Source organism: Antarctobacter heliothermus, assembly GCF_900188425.1.
Taxonomy (GTDB): Bacteria; Pseudomonadota; Alphaproteobacteria; order Rhodobacterales; family Rhodobacteraceae; genus Antarctobacter; species Antarctobacter heliothermus.
Genome location: NZ_FZON01000024.1, coordinates 1 through 17,949, shown reverse-complemented (window position 1 = coordinate 17,949; position 17,949 = coordinate 1). Strand labels below are relative to the sequence as shown.

At 62.7% G+C, this 17,949-nt stretch carries 15 protein-coding genes and 2 pseudogenes; 11 read left to right on the top strand and 6 right to left on the bottom strand.

From position 1 onward, the window contains the following. Positions 1-51 precede the first annotated feature (51 nt). Together CHB90_RS13300 and CHB90_RS13295 are read left to right on the top strand one after the other, a co-directional pair. Positions 52-1,089 (top strand): succinylglutamate desuccinylase/aspartoacylase family protein, encoded by a 1,038-nt coding sequence (locus CHB90_RS13300; protein WP_089278360.1) that lies wholly within the window; start codon positions 52-54, stop codon positions 1,087-1,089. A gap of 95 nt (positions 1,090-1,184) precedes the next feature. Then, positions 1,185-1,973: an exodeoxyribonuclease III gene (locus tag CHB90_RS13295; RefSeq protein ID WP_089278359.1), complete on the top strand. Its 789-nt coding sequence runs from the start codon at positions 1,185-1,187 to the stop codon at positions 1,971-1,973. A 250-nt stretch (positions 1,974-2,223) separates the two neighbouring features. Here the strand turns inward: CHB90_RS13295 and CHB90_RS13290 are convergent, their stop codons facing one another. After that, positions 2,224-3,066, bottom strand: coding sequence for a hypothetical protein (locus CHB90_RS13290; RefSeq protein ID WP_141135877.1), 843 nt, complete (start codon positions 3,064-3,066; stop codon positions 2,224-2,226). A gap of 235 nt (positions 3,067-3,301) precedes the next feature. On the opposite strand from CHB90_RS13290, the gene trxA reads away from it, so the two are divergent. From trxA to CHB90_RS13275, 3 genes are read left to right on the top strand one after another with little or no spacing between them, the layout of a single operon-like run. Next, positions 3,302-4,210: a thioredoxin gene (gene trxA / locus CHB90_RS13285; RefSeq protein ID WP_089278357.1), complete on the top strand. Its 909-nt coding sequence runs from the start codon at positions 3,302-3,304 to the stop codon at positions 4,208-4,210. 27 nt (positions 4,211-4,237) lie between these two features. Beyond that, positions 4,238-4,879, top strand: coding sequence for an LON peptidase substrate-binding domain-containing protein (locus tag CHB90_RS13280; RefSeq protein WP_089278356.1), 642 nt, complete (start codon positions 4,238-4,240; stop codon positions 4,877-4,879). Beyond that, positions 4,876-5,052 carry a Trm112 family protein gene (locus CHB90_RS13275; RefSeq protein WP_089278355.1) on the top strand — a complete coding sequence of 59 codons (177 nt, stop codon included), beginning with the start codon at positions 4,876-4,878 and terminating at the stop codon, positions 5,050-5,052. Before CHB90_RS13280 ends, CHB90_RS13275 begins: the two co-directional genes overlap by 4 nt. Before the next feature lie 10 nt (positions 5,053-5,062). On the opposite strand, the gene CHB90_RS13270 is transcribed toward CHB90_RS13275, so the two are convergent. The 3 genes from CHB90_RS13270 to CHB90_RS13260 form a co-directional block, all read right to left on the bottom strand. Beyond that, positions 5,063-7,648, bottom strand: a complete 2,586-nt coding sequence (locus tag CHB90_RS13270; RefSeq protein WP_089278354.1) for a trypsin-like serine peptidase — start codon at positions 7,646-7,648, stop codon at positions 5,063-5,065. Positions 7,649-7,730: 82 nt separating this feature from the next. Beyond that, positions 7,731-9,833: a trypsin-like peptidase domain-containing protein gene (locus tag CHB90_RS13265; RefSeq protein ID WP_089278353.1), complete on the bottom strand. Its 2,103-nt coding sequence runs from the start codon at positions 9,831-9,833 to the stop codon at positions 7,731-7,733. 79 nt (positions 9,834-9,912) lie between these two features. Continuing rightward, positions 9,913-10,878: a threonine ammonia-lyase gene (locus tag CHB90_RS13260; RefSeq protein WP_089278352.1), complete on the bottom strand. Its 966-nt coding sequence runs from the start codon at positions 10,876-10,878 to the stop codon at positions 9,913-9,915. Positions 10,879-10,972: 94 nt separating this feature from the next. On the opposite strand from CHB90_RS13260, the gene CHB90_RS13255 reads away from it, so the two are divergent. The 4 genes from CHB90_RS13255 (at position 10,973) to rpsO (ending at position 12,898) form a co-directional block, all read left to right on the top strand. Beyond that, the gene (locus CHB90_RS13255) at positions 10,973-11,491 is read left to right on the top strand and encodes a DUF1643 domain-containing protein (protein WP_089278407.1); all 519 of its coding nucleotides are present in this window, start codon (positions 10,973-10,975) and stop codon (positions 11,489-11,491) included. Further along, positions 11,481-11,765 (top strand): DUF5665 domain-containing protein, encoded by a 285-nt coding sequence (locus CHB90_RS13250; protein WP_089278351.1) that lies wholly within the window; start codon positions 11,481-11,483, stop codon positions 11,763-11,765. The genes CHB90_RS13255 and CHB90_RS13250 overlap by 11 nt, the downstream gene beginning before the upstream one ends. Positions 11,766-11,864: 99 nt before the next feature. Then, entirely contained in the window at positions 11,865-12,497 is a 633-nt protein-coding gene (locus CHB90_RS13245; RefSeq protein ID WP_089278350.1) for a hypothetical protein, read from the top strand. A gap of 131 nt (positions 12,498-12,628) precedes the next feature. Beyond that, positions 12,629-12,898, top strand: a complete 270-nt coding sequence (gene rpsO / locus CHB90_RS13240; protein WP_089278349.1) for a 30S ribosomal protein S15 — start codon at positions 12,629-12,631, stop codon at positions 12,896-12,898. Positions 12,899-13,279: 381 nt separating this feature from the next. Here rpsO and CHB90_RS13235 read toward each other — a convergent pair whose 3' ends face one another. Next, complete coding sequence (locus CHB90_RS13235; protein WP_089278348.1) at positions 13,280-14,536, bottom strand: cation:proton antiporter; 1,257 nt, start codon at positions 14,534-14,536, stop codon at positions 13,280-13,282. 276 nt (positions 14,537-14,812) lie between these two features. On the opposite strand from CHB90_RS13235, the gene pnp reads away from it, so the two are divergent. Continuing rightward, positions 14,813-16,954, top strand: a complete 2,142-nt coding sequence (gene pnp / locus CHB90_RS13230; RefSeq protein ID WP_089278347.1) for a polyribonucleotide nucleotidyltransferase — start codon at positions 14,813-14,815, stop codon at positions 16,952-16,954. Between the two features lie 446 nt (positions 16,955-17,400). Further along, positions 17,401-17,622: pseudogene (locus tag CHB90_RS13225) on the top strand (YigZ family protein); the annotation flags it as partial. 129 nt (positions 17,623-17,751) lie between these two features. On the opposite strand, the pseudogene istB reads toward CHB90_RS13225, so the two are convergent. After that, positions 17,752-17,949, bottom strand: a pseudogene (gene istB / locus CHB90_RS13220) (IS21-like element ISPkr1 family helper ATPase IstB); the annotation flags it as partial.

Below are 17,949 nucleotides of genomic sequence, written 5' to 3'. Positions count from 1 at the left end.
GCTTGCCTAAACCGCGCGCCGCGCCTAATCCGAAAGGCAGGAGGTGCGGTCATGAGAGAACCCTTCATCCTTGGGGATGAGTCCATTGCGGCTGGCAGTCGGCGCACGGTGGACTTGCCGGTTTCGGTGTTGTCGGATCATTCACCGGTCACGCTGTCGGCCCACGTCATACACTCCAAGCGGCCCGGCCCCGTGATGTTTGTCTCTGCCGGCGTTCACGGCGATGAGGTCATCGGGGCAGAGATCGTGCGGCGTCTGTTGCGTGCCGCGCCGCTATCGCGGATGTCTGGTACGCTGGTGGCTGTGCCGATTGTGAACTCATTCGGGTTTATCAACAGATCGCGGTATCTGCCGGATCGGCGCGACCTGAACCGGTGTTTTCCGGGTTCTCCTGCGGGGTCTCTGGCAGCGCGGCTGGCGCATCTGTTTCTGACCGAGATCGTGACACGCTGCGACGTTGGCATTGATCTGCATTCCGCGGCCGTGGGCCGGACGAACCTGCCGCAAATCCGCCTGACCCCCGGCAATCCGCGTCTGCGCGAGCTGGGCGAGGTCTTTGCCGCGCCGGTGACAATGACCTCCAAGACGCGCGAAGGATCGCTGCGGTTGGCCGCGTCCGAGGCGGGAGTGGATCTGCTGCTGTTCGAAGCCGGGGAGGGGCTGCGGTTTGACGAACATGCGGCGCGGACCGGGGTCGCGGGCATTCTGCGGGTCATGGCCAAGCTGGAGATGATCACCGGGCGCGGTGTGCCACGGGCGCGCGGCGCATCGGTCTATTGCGAGCGGTCCTCCTGGATGCGCGCGCCGTCTGGCGGACTGCTGCGCACACTGAAGCGGCGCGGCGATTTTGTTGAAAAAGGTCAAGTGCTTGGCGTGGTGTCCGACCCGTTCGGAGAGCGTGAGGCAGAAGTGTTGGCAGATGTCACCGGAATCGTGATCGGCCGGTCGGACCTGCCCGTGGTCAATGAGGGCGATGCCCTGTTTCATGTCGCTGAACCGCGCGAAATGGCTCGGGCCGAGGCGGCGGCGGAACGGTTCGAGGACGATCTGGACGCGCCGCCCTTGTACGACGAAGACGAAATCATCTAGCAGGCGGGGGCCCGTCGAAACATCGCCCGTCCGGGCGCGGTTGCGCGCGGCGGGCGGGCTTGGCAGTCTTGAGCCAACAAATCCGGAGAACCCACATGCCGTTTACCCTTGCCACCTGGAACATCAATTCGGTCCGCCTGCGGGCGGGGCTGGTCGAAAAGCTGTTGTCTGAGGAGGCACCGGACGTTCTGTGCCTGCAAGAGTGCAAGTCGCCGGTGGAAAAGATCCCGCATGATGTGTTCGCGGCCCTAGGCTACCACTACATGGTGGCGCGGGGGGAGAAGGGGTACAATGGGGTTGCGATCCTGTCCAAACGGCCGCTGGAGGACGTGGGCGACAAGGATTTCGCCAACCTCGGGCACGCGCGTCATGTGGCGGCGAAGCTGGAAAACGGGACGACGATCCACAATTTTTACGTCCCGGCGGGTGGCGATGTGCCGGACCGGGAAAAGAACGTGAAGTTCGGTCAAAAGCTGGACTACGTCGCCGAGATGCGTGACTGGTTTGCCGCTGAGCGTCCCGAAAAGGCGGTGCTGGTGGGGGATCTGAACATTGCCCCGCTGGAAGACGATGTCTGGGATCACAAGAAGATGCTCAAGGTGATCTCTCATACGCCGGTCGAGGTCGAGGCGCTGGAACAGGCCCAGGAGGCTGGGGGCTGGGTGGATGTCACCCGCAAGGATGTGCCCGTGGGCAAGCTGTACAGCTGGTGGTCCTACCGCGCGCGGGACTGGGACGAGGCCGACAAGGGGCGGCGGCTGGACCATGTCTGGGCCACGCCGGACATTGTGAACGCCTCACATTCCAGCCGCGTCTTGCGCCACGCGCGGGGGTGGGAAAAGCCGTCTGACCACGCGCCGGTCTTTGCCACGTTTGACCTGTAAGACACTAACGACCCGTCCGATGCTCCGGACATGCACAACCCCTGCGCACGCGGTGTGTGGGGGCTGTTGGCCGTTTGGCAACCGGATGGCGCACATCGCCCCGGCAAAGGGGCTGGGATTTGTGCCAAGCTGCCACCGACATGGCCAAGTGCGATCGGCTGGATGGCATGTGAGGCCGCAGGGGGGTACAGGGCACGAGGACGGGAAAGGCATGGACCGGCGGGACATGAGACGCCCGCGCCGGGGCGCGTCATTTCCCTTTGCCCTTGCCTTTGCCCTTTCCTTTTACTGAATCTTCTGTGTCTTCGACGACCTTGGCACCGGATTTTGCGGCCCCGCCCACGACCGCTCCGGCGGCTGCGGACCCTCCGCCGGTGGCCCATGCGCCAAGCGCACCGGCGCCTGCACCCACTGCGGCGCCCTTGACGTCCTCCCATGCCGTGTCCAGCACATAGTCGGCTGCCGAGGACAGGGCGTCCCCGATGGATCCGAGGAAACCCTTGGCCTGAACGTCGGGGACATCCTGCGGGTCGGTCGGTGTCTTGGAGGGGCCGACCCGGTCCAACATCCCAAGCATCCTGTAGTAGGGATGACGGGGGTCGTAGATGGTGTCCGCGCCATCCTCCAGCATTGCCAGGGCAACATCAACGCCGACGGCGCAGTCTGGTTTTCCGCGCAGCTTGCGCCGCAGCACGCGCAGGCTGTCCGCGATGTCAGAGAGGGTCTCAATCTCTGGCCGACCGGCATCGAAGTCTTCGAAAAAGGGGGCCAATTCCTCTTCGAGGCGCGGCAGGGCCTCCCTCATAGAAACAAGGCCGCCGATGACCTCGGCCATTTCCGACCGGGCGGAGCGCGGCAGCGCGGGGTCGGCCAAGGCGATGCGCAACGCGGTTTCGCCGCGCTGCCAGACCGAGATTTTTTCTGCAACCGTGGCCTTTTCAGGAAGCGGGTGTGGCTGCGCATGGCAAAGGAAATCGCACAATGGGTTCGGGTGGGGCCAACGCATCAGGATTGGCAGGCTGTGCATCATGACGGTATCGACAATGCGGGTATGGCGTGCCGCAGCACGGCTGAGCTCGGTGAAATCTGTCACCTTCATTCTCCTTTGGAGCAAAAATTGCTTTGATAAAAAGACCGCTGATGGCGGCGCACTCACAATCTTGAATGGGTTCAGAATACACAAAAACCGCCAAAAATCAATTTTAAGTTGTGTCGGGTGATCCGCCCACCCGTACAGCTCGCCGCCGGCCGCTGGCGTGCTCCCCTTGCATCCTTGCCCCCCCTGCGCCATCTACGGTTCGATACAAAGTCAACCTTATGGGGGCGAGATGCTGGAACTGGGTGGCGGCCAACAGGCTGCGGACAATTTGGTCAAGAATTTGGTCAAGGATGTCTCGGAAGCGGAGTTCATGGCCGAGGTCGTGGATGGCTCTGCCGAGACGCCGGTCATAGTCGATTTCTGGGCGCCCTGGTGCGGTCCGTGCAAGACATTGGGCCCGATGCTGGAGGACGCGGTCAAGGCGGCCAAAGGTGCTGTGCGCATGGTCAAGGTCGACGTCGATCAGGCGCCGAACATCGCCGGTCAGTTGCAGATCCAGTCGATTCCGACGGTCTATGCCTTTTACAAGGGCCAGCCAGTTGACGGGTTTCAGGGCGCTCAGCCGCAGTCTGAGATCAAGGCCTTTGTCGAGCGTGTTGTGCAGGCCTCTGGCGGGCTGGATGATGCCGTTGCGGCGGCAGAGGACATGCTGGAGCAGGGCGCGGCTGTGGACGCGGCACAGACCTTTGCCGCGATCCTGGGCGAGGAACCCGCCCATGCCGGGGCCTACGGCGGTCTGGTGCGGGCCCATATCGCGATGGACGATCTGGATCAGGCGGAGGCCATCCTGAATGGTGCCCCGGTCGAGATTTCCAAGGCGCCCGAACTGGAAGCGGCCCATGCGCAGTTGCAGCTTGCGCGGCAGGCGGCGGATGCCGGTCCGATCACCGAACTGACCGCCAAGGTCGAGGCCGACCCGTCGGACCATCAGGCAAGGTTCGATCTGGCGCAGGCGATGTATGCCGCAGGCGACGCAGAGGGTGCAGTGGATCAGTTGCTGGAGATCTTTCGGCGCGACCGCGAGTGGAATGATGGTGCGGCAAAGACGCAGTTGTTCACCATATTCGACGCGCTGAAAGCCAATGATCCGGTGGCCCTGCACGGGCGGCGCAAATTGAGCTCGATGATATTTGCCTGACCGGGTGGGCAGTCTACCTTATCCGGTATGAAAAGGCTCAAAGATCTGCCGGGGACAATCCCGGTCTTCCCCTTGCCCGGCGCGCTTTTGCTGCCTCGGGCGCGGCTGCCCCTTCACATCTTCGAGCCGCGCTATCTTGCGATGCTGGATGATTGCCTCAAGACAGAGGCGCGCCTGATCGGGATGGTGCAGCCGCACGTTGTCCCGGGGCGGGATGAGGACGGGTTGCACCGGATCGGCTGTGCGGGTCGCGTGACCCAGTTCTCCGAGACCGAGGACGGGCGCTATATGGTCACGCTGACGGGGCTGTCACGGTATCGCATTCAGGGTGAGGTCGACGGGTTCACGCCCTATCGGCGCTGTGAGGTCAGCTGGGACGGGTTTGAACGCGACCAGCAGGGGGCCGAGACCGACACCGGATTTGATCGGAGTACGTTCATGAACCTGTTGAACCGCTACTTCATGTCCAAGGAGTTGTCGGCGGATTGGGATACCCTGCAAGAGGCGGATGACGAGCTGTTGCTCAATTCGCTGTCGATGCTGCTGGAGTTCAGTCCCGAGGACAAGCAGGCGCTGCTGGAGGCGCCGTCGCTCAGTACGCGGCGCGAGACACTGGTGACGCTGATCGAATACACCCTGCGGGGTGGAGAAGAGGATCTGATGCAATGACAACGGAATTTGACCGCCGCATGCTGGAGGCGCTGATTTGCCCGGTGACGCAGACCGGGCTGCGCTATGACGTGGACAAGCAGGAACTGATCAGCACCGCCGCCGGGCTGGCCTATCCCATCCGCGACGGCATTCCGGTCATGTTGCAGGATGAGGCGCGGGCGCTGGACTGATCGGCCTTGGTCACTTGTTGGTGGTGCCGCCACTGATAATCATGAGGCCTTGAGGCAGTTCCACGAATTTCTTGCTGTCGCCGTGAATCGTGTACCAGTCGCCCTTCACATGGCTGCCGATCTTGACCTGATTGAATACGGACGACACCGTCGGAGCGTAGAAAATCGGTTTTTTGCGGACCGAGAGCATGCCGATCTTGACGATGGTGCCGTCGGTGTAGAATCTGCCAGTGGCGGTCAGGGGAGCGGTGGTTTTTACTGTGGTCCGTTTGTCGGAGGCTGCGGAAACAAGGATCTTCAGCCCTGACCTGACCTGCACATACTCTCGCGTTCGATCCTGAACCTTGTACCAGTTCTCAAAGACATGTTCCCCAAGAACAATCGAGCCGGAGATTCTGATCTTTACCTCTGCCTTGGTTGAGGGGGTGCCGTAGACAGAGTGTTGGGACACCTTGAGCACGGAGCCCGGCGCGTAGACATTGGCTGCGTTTGTCGTCTGTTCGACCATCGATGTTGGCGCGGTGGACGTGACGGTCTTGGCGGTGGTCTGCGCTTGGCCTGTCGAGGAGACGAGGATTTTCAGCCCTGACCTGACCGGCACGTATTCGCTCGGGCGGTCCTGAATCGTGTACCAATTCCCACGGACATGCGTTCCCAGGACAATCGAGCCAGAGATTCTGGTCTTTAGCACTCCGAGGGCCGAGGGGGTGTCGTAGACAGGGTGGCGGGACACCATGAGCACGGAGCCCGGCGCGTAGACATGGGCTGCGTTTGTCGTCTGTTCGACCATCGATGTTGGCGCGGTGGACGTCTTGGCCGTGACGGTTTTGGTGGTGGTCAGCGCGTCGGTTGATGAGGAGACGAGGATCTTCAGCCCCGACCTGACCTGCACGTATTCTCGCGCCCGATCCTGAACCTTGTACCAGTTGTCAAAGACATGCTTTCCCAGAACAATCGAGCCGGAGATTCTGGTCTTTACGTCTGCCTTGGTTGAGGGGGTGGCATAGACAGAGTGTTGGGACACCTTGAGCACGGAGCCCGGCGCGTAGACATTGGCTGCGTTTGTTGTCTGTTCGACCATCCGAGTAGGGGTGGTTATTGACTTCGGGGGCAGGGTGCCGGACGCCTTGGCCGTTGCGTCAGACGTGGCAACAGGCTGCGCATCGTCGGGAACATGCACGAACCGGCCTGACTTCCCGTCGACCTCGTACCAGCCATTACTGGCATATGGGCCCAGCGTGACTTGACCAAAGACAGTAGAGACGGCGGCAGCCGTGGCGTTGGGGCCATTTCGCACAGTCAGCGATGAAATTTTCAGGACCGTTCCCTCTGAAAAGCGGGCGGTGCTGCCCGTTGTGCTAACGGGTCTGGTTTGTGTTGCGGGCTTGGGGGGCACGGCTGGCACCGCAGTCTTGGGACGTTTTAGCGTTGTCAGCGTGGCGCGGGCGGCGGCAGCGGCGGGGGGGGTGTCGCCATAGGTGCGCAACATCTCCTCCAGCGCGCGGCGCTGAGCGTCGGTATCCGTCAGGATCAGCGCCGCCAGCAGCGCCTCATTGGCCTTGGCCACTTGTGCGCGGTCGTTGGCGGCCACTTGCGAGCGCCGCAACCCGTCCAGTCGCATCCGCGCGGTGCGGGCCGCCGGGGTGCCGGGGAAATCGGCGATAAGCTTGTCCAGTCCGGCCGAAAACGCGGTGTCGTCCTGAAGGCCGAACAGGCGCGCCAAAGCGCGGTCGGCCTGCGTGTCGCGGTCCGGCTTGACCGGGACCGGGGCAACCTGGCTCACGGCGGCTTTCAACACGCTGCTGTTTCTCAGGATGGCGGTCATGGGCACCGCGTAGTTAATGCTGTTGCGGGCGGACCCTGCGTGGTGCAGCGCGATCACCTTCTGGGTGCCCGCGTCGATCACCGGAGAGCCAGAGTTTCCGGGTAGGGTATCGCAGGTGTGCAATACGCGGTCCTTGGACAGGGCAGGCGCGTTGGCACGGCATTTCTCACGGCTGATGCGCTGCGCCTCTCCCATCGGGTGGCCGATGATCCAGAACGGCGCATTGTCGTCGGGGTCTATTCCCGCGAGCGCCAAAGTGCCGTACTGCTTGCCGGGTTTGGAGTCCAATATGCGCAACAGGGTGTAATCCAGCTCTTTGCTGGTCTCGACCGGCACCGGGTTGACCAGAAAACGCTCGCTGCCTTCCTCGATGCCTTCTTGCAGGTAGCCCGCGACGAATTGCACGCCGACGATGGCGGTGGCCCCGGCCCGGTCGTGGTCAAGGATGCCGGGCACGCAGTGGTGGTTGGTCATCAACAGGTCGTCGTCGACCAAAAAGGCGGTGCAGGGAAAGACGCCCGCGTCTGTGGCCACGTCCAGCCGACCTACCGCGCGGCCCATCTTGGCAAAGACCGATTTTGGTGAATAGGTCGCAATGAACTCATTGTTGTAGGAGCCAAAAGCGGCCTCAAGCATGATGTCGCTCCCTGCCGCTTGATTGTTCGACAGGACGGTCTTGCCAAAGGAAGACAGGTCAAAACCGATCAGATCCTGTGACAGGGCGGGGCTGGCGACCAGTAGAGCTGCGAACAGGGAGGTCTTGAAAGTCATGAGATCAATTTCGCCTTTGAAAGACTGTCACGCAGGTTAACACGAAAATCCGGTTGCGGGTGAGGGAAAGTCAGTCAGCCCATCAGGGCAACAGGCGGCGCATTGCCTCCTGTGTTCGCTGGCCAAAGTTGCCATCGATTGCGCCGGAATAGACGCCCTCAGTTGCCAGCGCCTGTTGCAGCGCGCGGGCGGTGTCGGGCTGCCAGTCTGCGCTTGCGCGGTTGATCGACCAGTCGTTGCCCGCTTTCAACGAGGCGACGTAGAGGCGTGCGGCCTCTGTCGCGTCAAATGCAACGCCGCGGCCCTGTTCGGTAAGCCATCCAAGGGCGAACATCGCGCCGGCGTTGTTGCCGTCCACTGCGGTCTTGTACCAACGGGCGGCCTCGGTTTCGGATTGGGTCACGCCCCGGCCCCACAGGTACATATTGCCAGTGGCCAGTTGCGCATCCGAATGATCCTGATCTGCGGCGGCGCGGAACAGCCGGACGGCGGTGGCATCGGATTTCTCAACGCCGGTTCCCAACATGTACAGCTGACCAAGGTTGAATTGCGCATCTGCGTTGCCCTGTGCGGCGGATTTCTCGAACCATTCGGCGGCGGTCTTGTCCGATTGCGCGACAATTTCGCCTGTAAGGTAGAGATCGCCCAACTGGTCTTGTGCGCCGTGATAACCCGCCTCTGCTGCCTCGACGAACAGGGCCAGTGCGCGGTTGGGGTCAGCGGTGACGCCCTGTCCATATTGATAGATCACGCCAAGGCCGGTCTTGGCGATCGGGTGGCCTTGGGCCGCGGATTTCTCCAGCCATTCGCGTGCCGTTTGCGGATCGCTGTCCGTTCCCAACCCCCAGAGATACGAGATCCCAAGTCCGGCCTGACCAATAGCATCCCCGGCGAGGGCGGCAGTGCGGTAGGCGGCAAACGCTTCGTCGGATCGGTCTGCCGCGCTGAGGGCCTCTGCCAGAAAACCAGTCAGGCGCGGGTGGTCGGGAAAGTTGGCCAGCGCGCGACGGCAGGCGGCGATGGCGGGGTCCGGGTCGATCTCTTCGAACACCATGCCCTTGGCCAGCATCAGACCGCGCGCCCGGTCGGGGTGATAGCGGTCGCCGGCAAGGCGGTCGCAGTCCTGCACGTCGGTATCGGCGGCCATGCGCTCGGCCTGCGTGGGTTCGGGCGGTGCTGGGGCAGGCACCGGCTGCATCGCGGCAATCAGGCGGGTGGCCGTACGGGCGGCGGCGGTGTTGGGGGTCTCTGCCACCAAGGCCTCCAATGCGGCGCGGCGGGCGCTGTCGTCGCCCAGATCCAGCGCCTCTGACAGGCGGGCAAAGGCGCGTGTCTCTGACGTGTCCGGCGCTGGGGCGGGCGCGGTGCCGGTGGCGGCGGTCAGGACGGCGCTGTTGGCAAGGATCTGCGCCATCGGGATCGCGTAGTTGATGCTGTTGCGCGCAGATCCCGCGTGATGCAGCCCGATCACCTGCCGCGATGTCGCGTCAATCACTGGCGAGCCGGAGTTGCCGGGCAGCGTATCGCAGGTGTGCAGCAGCTTGCCATCCGACAGCGCGGGCGCGTTGGCGCGGCATTTCTCACGGCTGATGCGCTGCGCCTCGCCCATCGGGTGGCCGATGATCCAGTAGGGGTCATTGTCGAGCGGCGTGGCAGAGGCCAGTTGCAAGGTTCCGAAATCACGTCCGGGCGTGTCCCCGAGGATGCGCAGGACGGTGTAGTCCAGCGGCTTGGACGTCTCGACCGGGGCAGGATCGACCAGGAAAGAGGTGGTGCCCTCTGTCACGCCCTCATTGGTGTAGCCCATGACAAAGCGCACCCCGACGATAGAGGTGGCATTGGCCTTGTCGTTGTCGATGATGCCCGGGACGCAATGGTTGTTCGTCATGATCAGGTCATCGGCAACCAGAAAGGCGGTGCAGGGAAAGACCCCGTTGTCGGTGGCCACGTCCAGGCGCCCGACAGAGCGCCCGATGCTGGCAAAGATCGATTTCGCCGAATAGGTCGAGATGAATTCGTTGTTGTAGGCGCCAAAGGCGGCCTCGGGGATGGCATCACCGCCGAACTGCTTGCGCGACAACACGGTGTGGCCAAAGGAGTCGAGGTCAAAGCCGATCAACTCCTGCGCCCCTACCGGGGCGGCACAAAGCAGGACAGCGGCAGAGAGCGAGGCAAGGCGTTTCATCTGTAGTCCCCTTGAGTCCAAGGCTACACTATAGCACCTGTGGCGCGCCTTGGGGGCGGAGGAATACCGGACCCGTCTTTTAACCGGCCAAGGCGCGGATCAGCACATCCGGGTCAAGGTTGCCGCCAGAGATGGTGCAGATCACGGCGTCACCCTCTATTTCAGGGCCGTGGAACAGGGCTGCGGCAAGTGCTGCGGCCCCGCCCGGTTCGGCGATGACCTTAAGGTGGCGGGCCGCAAGCGCCATGGCCTGCAACACCTCATCGTCGGTGACAACGATGCCCGGCCCGCAGAGACGGGCGTTGATCGGAAAGGTGATCTCTCCGGGGCTGGGTGTCAGGATCGCGTCGCACAGGCCACCGGCCTCGGTTGCGTTGGTTTCGCGCTGGCCAGAGCGCAGGGACCGCGCGGTGTCGTCAAAACCTATCGGCTCGGCGGGGCGCGGGCGCAGGCCGGGGGCGCGCGCTTCCAGCGCCAGCGCGATCCCGGCGGTTAGCCCGCCGCCGCCGCAACAGACCAGCACGTCGGCCTCTGTCACGCCTTGCTCTGCCGCCTGTTCGGCGATCTCCAGCCCGCAGGTGCCCTGACCGGCGATGACTTGCGGATCGTCGTAGGGCCTGACCAGTGTCAGGTCGCGGGCGGCGGCAATCTCTGCACCGATCTTCTCGCGGCTTTCGCGGCCCCGGTCATACAGCACCACCTCTGCGCCGTAGGATCGCGTTCCGTCGATCTTGGCGGCGGGGGCGTCCGAGGGCATCAGGATCACCGCAGGCACACCCAGTCGTTGCGCCGCAAGCGCCACGCCCTGCGCGTGGTTGCCCGAGGAAAAGGCGATCACGCCTTTGGCCCGCTGGTCGTCCGGCAGGGCGGTCAACGCCGACCATGCGCCGCGGAACTTGAAGCTGCCCGTCCATTGCAGGCATTCGGGTTTCACCAGAACGCGTCGACCCGCGAAGGCGTCAAGCGCCTGCGCCGACAGCAGCGGCGTGCGGCGGGTGATGCCGCTGGCGCGGGTGGCGGCGGCCTCGATCATCTGGATGTTCATGGAGTGCTCCGTCTGGCTGCGGGCAGGGGGCCGCAGGGGGCGCGGAATGTCAATCGCCCTTGAACGTCCCGCGCGGGCGGGGCAGCTTGGCCGCATGATTGAACGGCATGCACATCAGGACGGACAACGCAGCACCGCGTGGTATTCGCCTTGTGAGACCTATCGCTACGGGTTGCGCCGGGTCTGGGATGAGGATGCGGGAGAGGTTCTGTTTGTGATGCTGAACCCCTCGACCGCCAGCGAGTTGCACAACGATCCGACCATCGAGCGCTGTCAGCGGCGGACGCGGGCGCTTGGTTATGGGGCGATGCGAATTGCCAACCTGTTTGCCTATCGCGCGACCCGGCCAGAGGATCTGCGCCGCGCCAACGATCCCGAAGGACCAGAGAATGCCGCACTGTTGGCGGATTGGTCGGGCGTTGCGGATTTGACGCTGGCGGCCTGGGGGGTGCACGGCGCGTTGCAGGGCGCCGGGGCAAAAGCGGCGGCCTTGCTGTCGGGTGATGTACGCCATCTGGGTTTGACAAAGGCCGGGCATCCGCGCCACCCGCTGTATGTGTCCTATGCGGTTCTGCCGGAACCCTGGCCAAAGGAGATGCGCTATGCCGCTTGAAACCGACAACGATTTGCGCCTAGAGGTCGCCCGGCTCGCCGATGAGGTGGCGCTGCTGAACAGCCATCGCTTTGTGCGCATTCACAACAATGTGCCGCGCTTGATGTTCTTTCAGTTCTTGCGCGGCCTGATGTTGGGCCTTGGCACGGCGGTCGGGGCCACGGCACTGGTATCGGTGGCGGTTCTGGTGCTCAGCCAGATCGAGTTCATCCCCATCCTTGGCGATCTGGCCACCGCCCTGATCCAGGAAATCAAGATCGAGGTCACCGAGTAAGCACTGTTTAACCGTGCGGTGCGACACTCGAGGCTGCCTTTCGGGTGGCCCGGGCATTCCGTGCGTCGCCACCTGCGGGCGCGAAACGGGGCAGTACCGATGTATCTATTGGCCGGGCTCATGGGGCTCATGGCGCTGGGATCTGTTGCCATCGTCAGCATTGGCGATGACGCCGACGACACGCCTCACGAGGACACCGACGAACTTGACGCCGTCGCAGCCACTCTTGATGTCGATCCCGAACAAGAGGAGGCATGGCATCTGCATGACGATGATGCGCTGGCGGACGGGCGGTCCCTGTTCGACCGCATGGGGTTGATCAACATGTTGGACACGCCCCCTTCGGAGGCCGGGGGGGCTTCGTCAGAGCCTGTCAAAGAGGCGCAGGACGCGGTTGAGGTGCTCAAGCTGCACGGGTTCCGGATCGAGCCTGCCGAGGCCGTGCCAGAACAGGGGGTGCCTGGTGATGCAATGGCAAATGCCCGGTCAGAGCCGGTTGAGCGGCTTGACTATGACGCCACGGAAGACCAGCTGCTGATCGTGTTTGACGACAGCACGCCAGGGTCGGAGCCGGAGCTGGAACTGCGGATCAGCAAGGATGATCCCGATACGACCGAAATCAGGCTGGGCGACAGGGTGCTGGCGCACTTGCCCACCGATGAGGCGCCGCCACTGTCGTCCCTTATTCTGGTCGGTGAAAGCGACGCGGCAGCGCTGGGGCTGGGGGGCTGAGGATTGCCGCCTTGCCAAGCGGTCCGGAATCGCGTACCTGCGCGCATCCGCTTGTGCGGACCTCTCCACGGGCCTTGCTGGACGACATCCCGGCTTGTGCCATAACCCTTTGATCCGAAAAGGAGACCCCGATGTCGATTACTGCGGAAGAAAAAACCCGCCTGATGAAGGAATATGCCACCAAGGAAGGCGACACCGGCTCGCCCGAAGTGCAGGTGGCCATCCTGACCTCGCGTATCACCACGCTGACCGAACATTTCAAGAGCCACAAGAAGGACAACCACTCGCGTCGTGGCCTTCTGATGATGGTTGCACAGCGCCGCAAGCTGCTGGACTACCTCAAGGCCAAGGACGAAGCGCGCTACAAGTCGCTGATCTCCAGCCTGGGCATCCGCCGCTAAACGCGACGTTTCCCGACAAATGTACAGACGCCCGTCTCCAACCGGAGGCGGGCGTTTTCCATGGGGCTGCGGGCTGGGTGAGGCGAATTTTCGACGAAAATTCATTTCAACGTCGCGGATCAGACCAGCCGTCGCACCGGACCGCGACAGCAGATCACGATGAACCGGCCGCCGCCTTCGAGCAGGTGAAAGCCGCGCAATTGGACCTCTGCGACGAACCGCTCTCGCCCGATCTCATTCTCGACCTAGGCGAAAGAGCGGCGGATTACGCCGCCCTTCATCACCGCCTGTGCTGAAAACACCTGATCCAACCAGCGATCCGGGTATCTGGGCAGACCCTCGTTCATGAGGCCAACCTGCGGTATCGCGGTGAATGAAGGCCTAAACCAGATCCGGCTCGCGCCCAACCCGGTTGGCCAGCTTGCCCACGGTCAGCCCCTGCACAATGATCGAAAAGACGACGATCACATAGGTCGCGGTCAGGATCAGCGGTTTCCACTCGCTGTCCGGCAGCGACAGTGCCAGCGCGACAGAGATGCCGCCCTTCAGGCCACCCAACGTCATGATCGGTATGACGCCTGGCGCAAAGGTGCGAAACGGTTTCAACATCAGGATCGGCACCACCACGGCCGTCAACCGCCCGATCAGCGCCAACGCGATGCACAAGACGCCGGTGACCAGCATGTCGGTCTCCAGTTCCACGGCAAAGATCTCGACTCCGATCAGCATGAACAAGACCGCGTTCAGGATTTCATCCACCAGCACCCAGAACTTTTCGACATATTCGCGGGTTTCCTCGGACATGCCGTGCTTGGCACCGATGTCGCCGATCAGCAGACCGGCGCAAACCGCCGCGATGGGGGCGGAAACATGCAGGAAAATCGCCAGTTCATAGCCGCCAAAGGCCAGGGCGAGCGTTAGCAGCACCTCTAGCGCGTAGTCGTCGATTTGGCGCATGACGCGAAACGTGAGCCAGCCCAGCACGATGCCCAAGACAGCACCGCCAAGCGCCTCTTGCGTAAACAACATGGCCGCGTCCATTGCCGGGCTGCCGTGTGAATCGCCATGCGACAGCGCCGGAAAGGCAAGGCCGACAAGGACAAGGAACACGACATAGCCGACGCCATCATTGAACAGGCTTTCGCCAGCGACCTGTGTTTCCAGCGACTTGCGCAGATTGGCCTGTTTCAGCACACCCATGACCGCCACCGGATCGGTGGGAGAGATCAGCGCGCCAAAGACCAGCGCAATCAGGATCGGCGCGCCGGTCAACCAATGAAAGCCCATACCGATGACGGCAGTGGACAGCGCCACGCCGATGGTCGCCATCAGCAAGACGGTGGGCCAGACCGCGCGCAGGTCTGACAGTTTCACATGCAAGGCTCCGGCGAACAGCAGCAGGCCCAGCATCCCCTCCAGAAGCGCGTCGGAGAAATCGATACCCGCCACCACGTCGCGCAGCGTCTCTGCAATCCCCAGCGTGGGCAGCATCAGGTCCAGACCCAGCGCCGCCATCGACGCCAACAGAGCCACCACAAGGATGCCGATGGCCGACGGCAGGCGAAAGAAAAAGTAGTTGATGGTGCCGAAAACCCCGGCAAGGACAATGAGAAGAGAGGTGATCTGGAGCAGGGTCATGGGCGCACTTCACTTGAAACAACTGCGCGGCCTGTAGCATGGCGCAGCCATCGTGGCGAAAGCTTTTGACGGCAGGGGACAATTGCCCGGCAGCCAAGGAGGTGGGGCCATTGGACGGCTTCACAAAGGCCGCCGTCTGCTGTAAGGCGCAGGCATCTGAGACGTGACGCACTGACCCGGCGCATGGGATGATGAAAGGGTCGGCGGCAATGGGGCCGCTAGTCAATCGGAGGACCCGGGCCAAGGGGGTCGGGAGTGCCTCCAAGAGGATTATTGATGTTCAAAGAAGTGAAGAAGACGCTGCAGTGGGGCGAAGAAACGCTCACGCTGGAAACGGGCAAGGTTGCCCGCCAGGCAGACGGCACCGTCATTGCCACATTGGGCGAAACATCCGTCATGGCCAACGTGACGTTTGCAAAGCACCAGAAGGAAGGCCAGGATTTCTTCCCCCTGACTGTCCACTACCAGGAAAAATACTATGCGGCGGGCAAGGTGCCCGGCGGTTTCTTCAAGCGTGAGGCGCGGCCCACCGAAAAGGAAACGCTGACCGCGCGCCTGATCGACCGTCCGATCCGCCCGCTGTTTGTGCCCGGCTTCAAGAACGAAGTTCTGGTCATGTGCACCGTGCTGAGCCACGATCTGGTCAACGACCCCGACATCGTCGCGATGATTGCCGCCTCTGCCGCGCTGACTATTTCCGGCGCGCCGTTCCGTGGCCCGATCGCCTGTGCACGCGTTGGTTTTGAGGACGGCGAATACGTCCTGAACCCGACAGTCGACGACATGCACCAGCTCCGCAACAACCCCGAGCAGCGGCTTGATCTGGTTGTCGCAGGCACCAAGGACGCGGTCATGATGGTCGAATCCGAGGCCTATGAGCTGACCGAGGATGAGATGCTGGGCGCGGTCATGTTCGCGCATGAAAGCATCCAGCCGGTGATCGACACGATCATCGAACTGGCCGAGGAAGCCGCGAAAGAGCCGTTTGACTTTCAGGCGCCCGATTATTCGGCGCTGTTCGAAGTGGTCAAAGGTCTCGGCGAAGAGAAGATGCGCGCCGCCTATGCGATTTCTGACAAGCAGGAACGTGTTGCCGCCGTGTCTGCGCTGAAAGAAGAGATCAAGGCCGGTCTGAACGAAGAGCAGCTTGCAGATGCCAACCTTGGCTCGGCGATGAAAAAGCTGGAGTCGATGGTTCTGCGCGGTGACGTGGTCAAGAACGGTCGCCGTATCGATGGCCGTGCGCTGGACCAGATCCGCCCGATCGTGTCGGAAACCGGCCTGTTGCCGCGGACCCACGGGTCGGCGCTGTTCACCCGGGGTGAAACCCAGGCACTGGCTGTGACCACGCTGGGCACCGGCGACGATGAGCAGTTCATCGACGCCCTGCATGGCAACTTCAAATCCAACTTCCTGCTGCACTACAACTTCCCGCCCTATTCGGTTGGCGAAGTTGGCCGTGTGAGCGGCCCGGGCCGTCGTGAGATCGGTCACGGCAAGCTGGCATGGCGTGCGTTGCAGGCGGTTCTGCCGGCGGCGACGGATTTCCCCTATACCATCCGCATCGTGTCCGAGATCACCGAATCCAACGGCTCCAGCTCTATGGCGTCGGTCTGCGGTGGCTCCTTGTCGATGATGGACGCTGGTGTTCCGCTCAAGGCGCCGGTGGCCGGTGTGGCCATGGGTCTGGTGCTGGAAGAGGACGGCTCTTACGGCATTCTGTCCGACATCCTGGGTGATGAGGATCACCTCGGCGACATGGACTTCAAGGTGGCCGGGACTGAAAACGGCATCACCTCGTTGCAGATGGACATCAAGGTTGCGGGTATCACGCCCGAGATCATGAAAGCCGCGCTTGCACAGGCCAAGACGGGTCGTCTGCACATCCTGGGCGAAATGTCCAAGGCGATCACCACGGCCGGTGAGTTCAGCGTTCACGCGCCGCGCATCGAGACCATGCAGATCCCGACCGACAAGATCCGTGAAGTGATCGGTTCGGGCGGCAAGGTGATCCGCGAGATCGTCGAAATGTCGGGCGCCAAGGTCGACATCAACGACGAAGGCATCATCAAGATCGCCTCGCCGGACGGCGAGTCCATCAAAAAGGCCTACGACATGATCTATTCGATCGTGGCAGAGCCGGAAGAGGGCAAGGTCTACAAAGGTACGGTCGTCAAGATCGTCGACTTTGGTGCCTTTGTGAACTTCTTTGGCAAGCGCGACGGTCTGGTGCACGTCAGCCAGATCGAGAACAAGCGCCTGAACCATCCTTCGGACGTTCTGAAGGAAGGCCAGGAAGTTTATGTCAAGCTGCTGGGCTTTGATGACCGTGGTAAAGTGCGTCTGGCAATGAAGATGGTCGACCAGACCACCGGCGAAGAAGTCGCCAAGGACGCGAAAGAAGACGCCGACGGCTGATCGCGCCCTCTGCGTTTCTGTGACAAGACCCCAAAGCCCCGGACCGCAAGGCCGGGGCTTTTTCGTGTCCCGTGGACCGGTGTCAGTTGTCGTCGCTCGCGCCGCGCACCACAGACCGGGTGTCTGCCTGTCCGGGATGTCGCGCGGCGTCTAGACAAGGGTGGACTGTTTCTGGTCCCCGACGCGCCAAGTTTTCCCTATTCTGTTTGGCCCGTCTGGCGCAAAGGTCTGCCCGAGGGCTTGCGCCGCGCCGCCGACATTGCGCTGCGCGAGGTTGCGGACGGGCTGTCGGCAAAGCAGGATCGGGCCATGTCCCGTCTTGAGGCGATCAGCAAGGAAAGCCCGGGTCGGCTGGACAACGAGCGGTCAGGGGGAGGGCCATGTCGATGAGTAAGCGTAGTGGCGAAGGTCTTGCGGGCGGTGCCTCAGAGGCCCGGGGCGGGGATATTCTGGTCCTTGAAAACATCATCAGCGACCGGGGCTCGCGCTATGCGGTGTCCGGCGGGCCGTGCGAGACACCGGATGCGGCTGCGGCGTTTCTGAAAGACCTTAAGCGACGCAAGAAATTCGCCAAGGCGACGCACAACACCTGGGCCTGCCTGACGGCCGACGGTCCGCTGAAGAACGACGACGGTGAAAGCGGGGCGGGTATGGTGATCCTGCGGATGTCAATCGGCACGCAATCCTGACCCCCTATCGGCGCCCAAAAATGACCCCCTTATTTTGCGCAGGGGTAGCTGGCCCGATGCGGTGTAGCCATCACACAGCGCAGCCGCGTCGGGCCAGCGGGGCCTGGGTTACTCCCTGGTCTTGAAGCGCCAGCTCTCGTTGCCGGTTTCGACGATGTCGCAGTGGTGGGTAAGGCGATCAAGTAGCGCTGTCGTCATCTTGGCGTCTCCGAAGACCGATGGCCATTCACCGAAGTCGAGGTTGGTCGTCACGATGATGGACGTGCGCTCGTAGAGACGACTGACGAGGTGGAACAGCAGCTGGCC

Bases quoted from the DNA above. Each gene is read 5' to 3' on its own strand.
- CHB90_RS13270 (WP_089278354.1), bottom strand. From the start codon at position 7,648: ATGACTTTCAAGACCTCCCTGTTCGCAGCTCTACTGGTCGCCAGCCCC.
- CHB90_RS13300 (WP_089278360.1), top strand. From the start codon at position 52: ATGAGAGAACCCTTCATCCTTGGGGATGAGTCCATTGCGGCTGGCAGT.
- CHB90_RS13250 (WP_089278351.1), top strand. From the start codon at position 11,481: ATGCCGCTTGAAACCGACAACGATTTGCGCCTAGAGGTCGCCCGGCTC.
- CHB90_RS13280 (WP_089278356.1), top strand. From the start codon at position 4,238: ATGAAAAGGCTCAAAGATCTGCCGGGGACAATCCCGGTCTTCCCCTTG.
- CHB90_RS13245 (WP_089278350.1), top strand. From the start codon at position 11,865: ATGTATCTATTGGCCGGGCTCATGGGGCTCATGGCGCTGGGATCTGTT.
- pnp (WP_089278347.1), top strand. From the start codon at position 14,813: ATGTTCAAAGAAGTGAAGAAGACGCTGCAGTGGGGCGAAGAAACGCTC.
- CHB90_RS13235 (WP_089278348.1), bottom strand. From the start codon at position 14,536: ATGACCCTGCTCCAGATCACCTCTCTTCTCATTGTCCTTGCCGGGGTT.
- CHB90_RS13265 (WP_089278353.1), bottom strand. From the start codon at position 9,833: ATGAAACGCCTTGCCTCGCTCTCTGCCGCTGTCCTGCTTTGTGCCGCC.
- CHB90_RS13275 (WP_089278355.1), top strand. From the start codon at position 4,876: ATGACAACGGAATTTGACCGCCGCATGCTGGAGGCGCTGATTTGCCCG.
- trxA (WP_089278357.1), top strand. From the start codon at position 3,302: ATGCTGGAACTGGGTGGCGGCCAACAGGCTGCGGACAATTTGGTCAAG.
- CHB90_RS13295 (WP_089278359.1), top strand. From the start codon at position 1,185: ATGCCGTTTACCCTTGCCACCTGGAACATCAATTCGGTCCGCCTGCGG.
- rpsO (WP_089278349.1), top strand. From the start codon at position 12,629: ATGTCGATTACTGCGGAAGAAAAAACCCGCCTGATGAAGGAATATGCC.
- CHB90_RS13260 (WP_089278352.1), bottom strand. From the start codon at position 10,878: ATGAACATCCAGATGATCGAGGCCGCCGCCACCCGCGCCAGCGGCATC.
- CHB90_RS13255 (WP_089278407.1), top strand. From the start codon at position 10,973: ATGATTGAACGGCATGCACATCAGGACGGACAACGCAGCACCGCGTGG.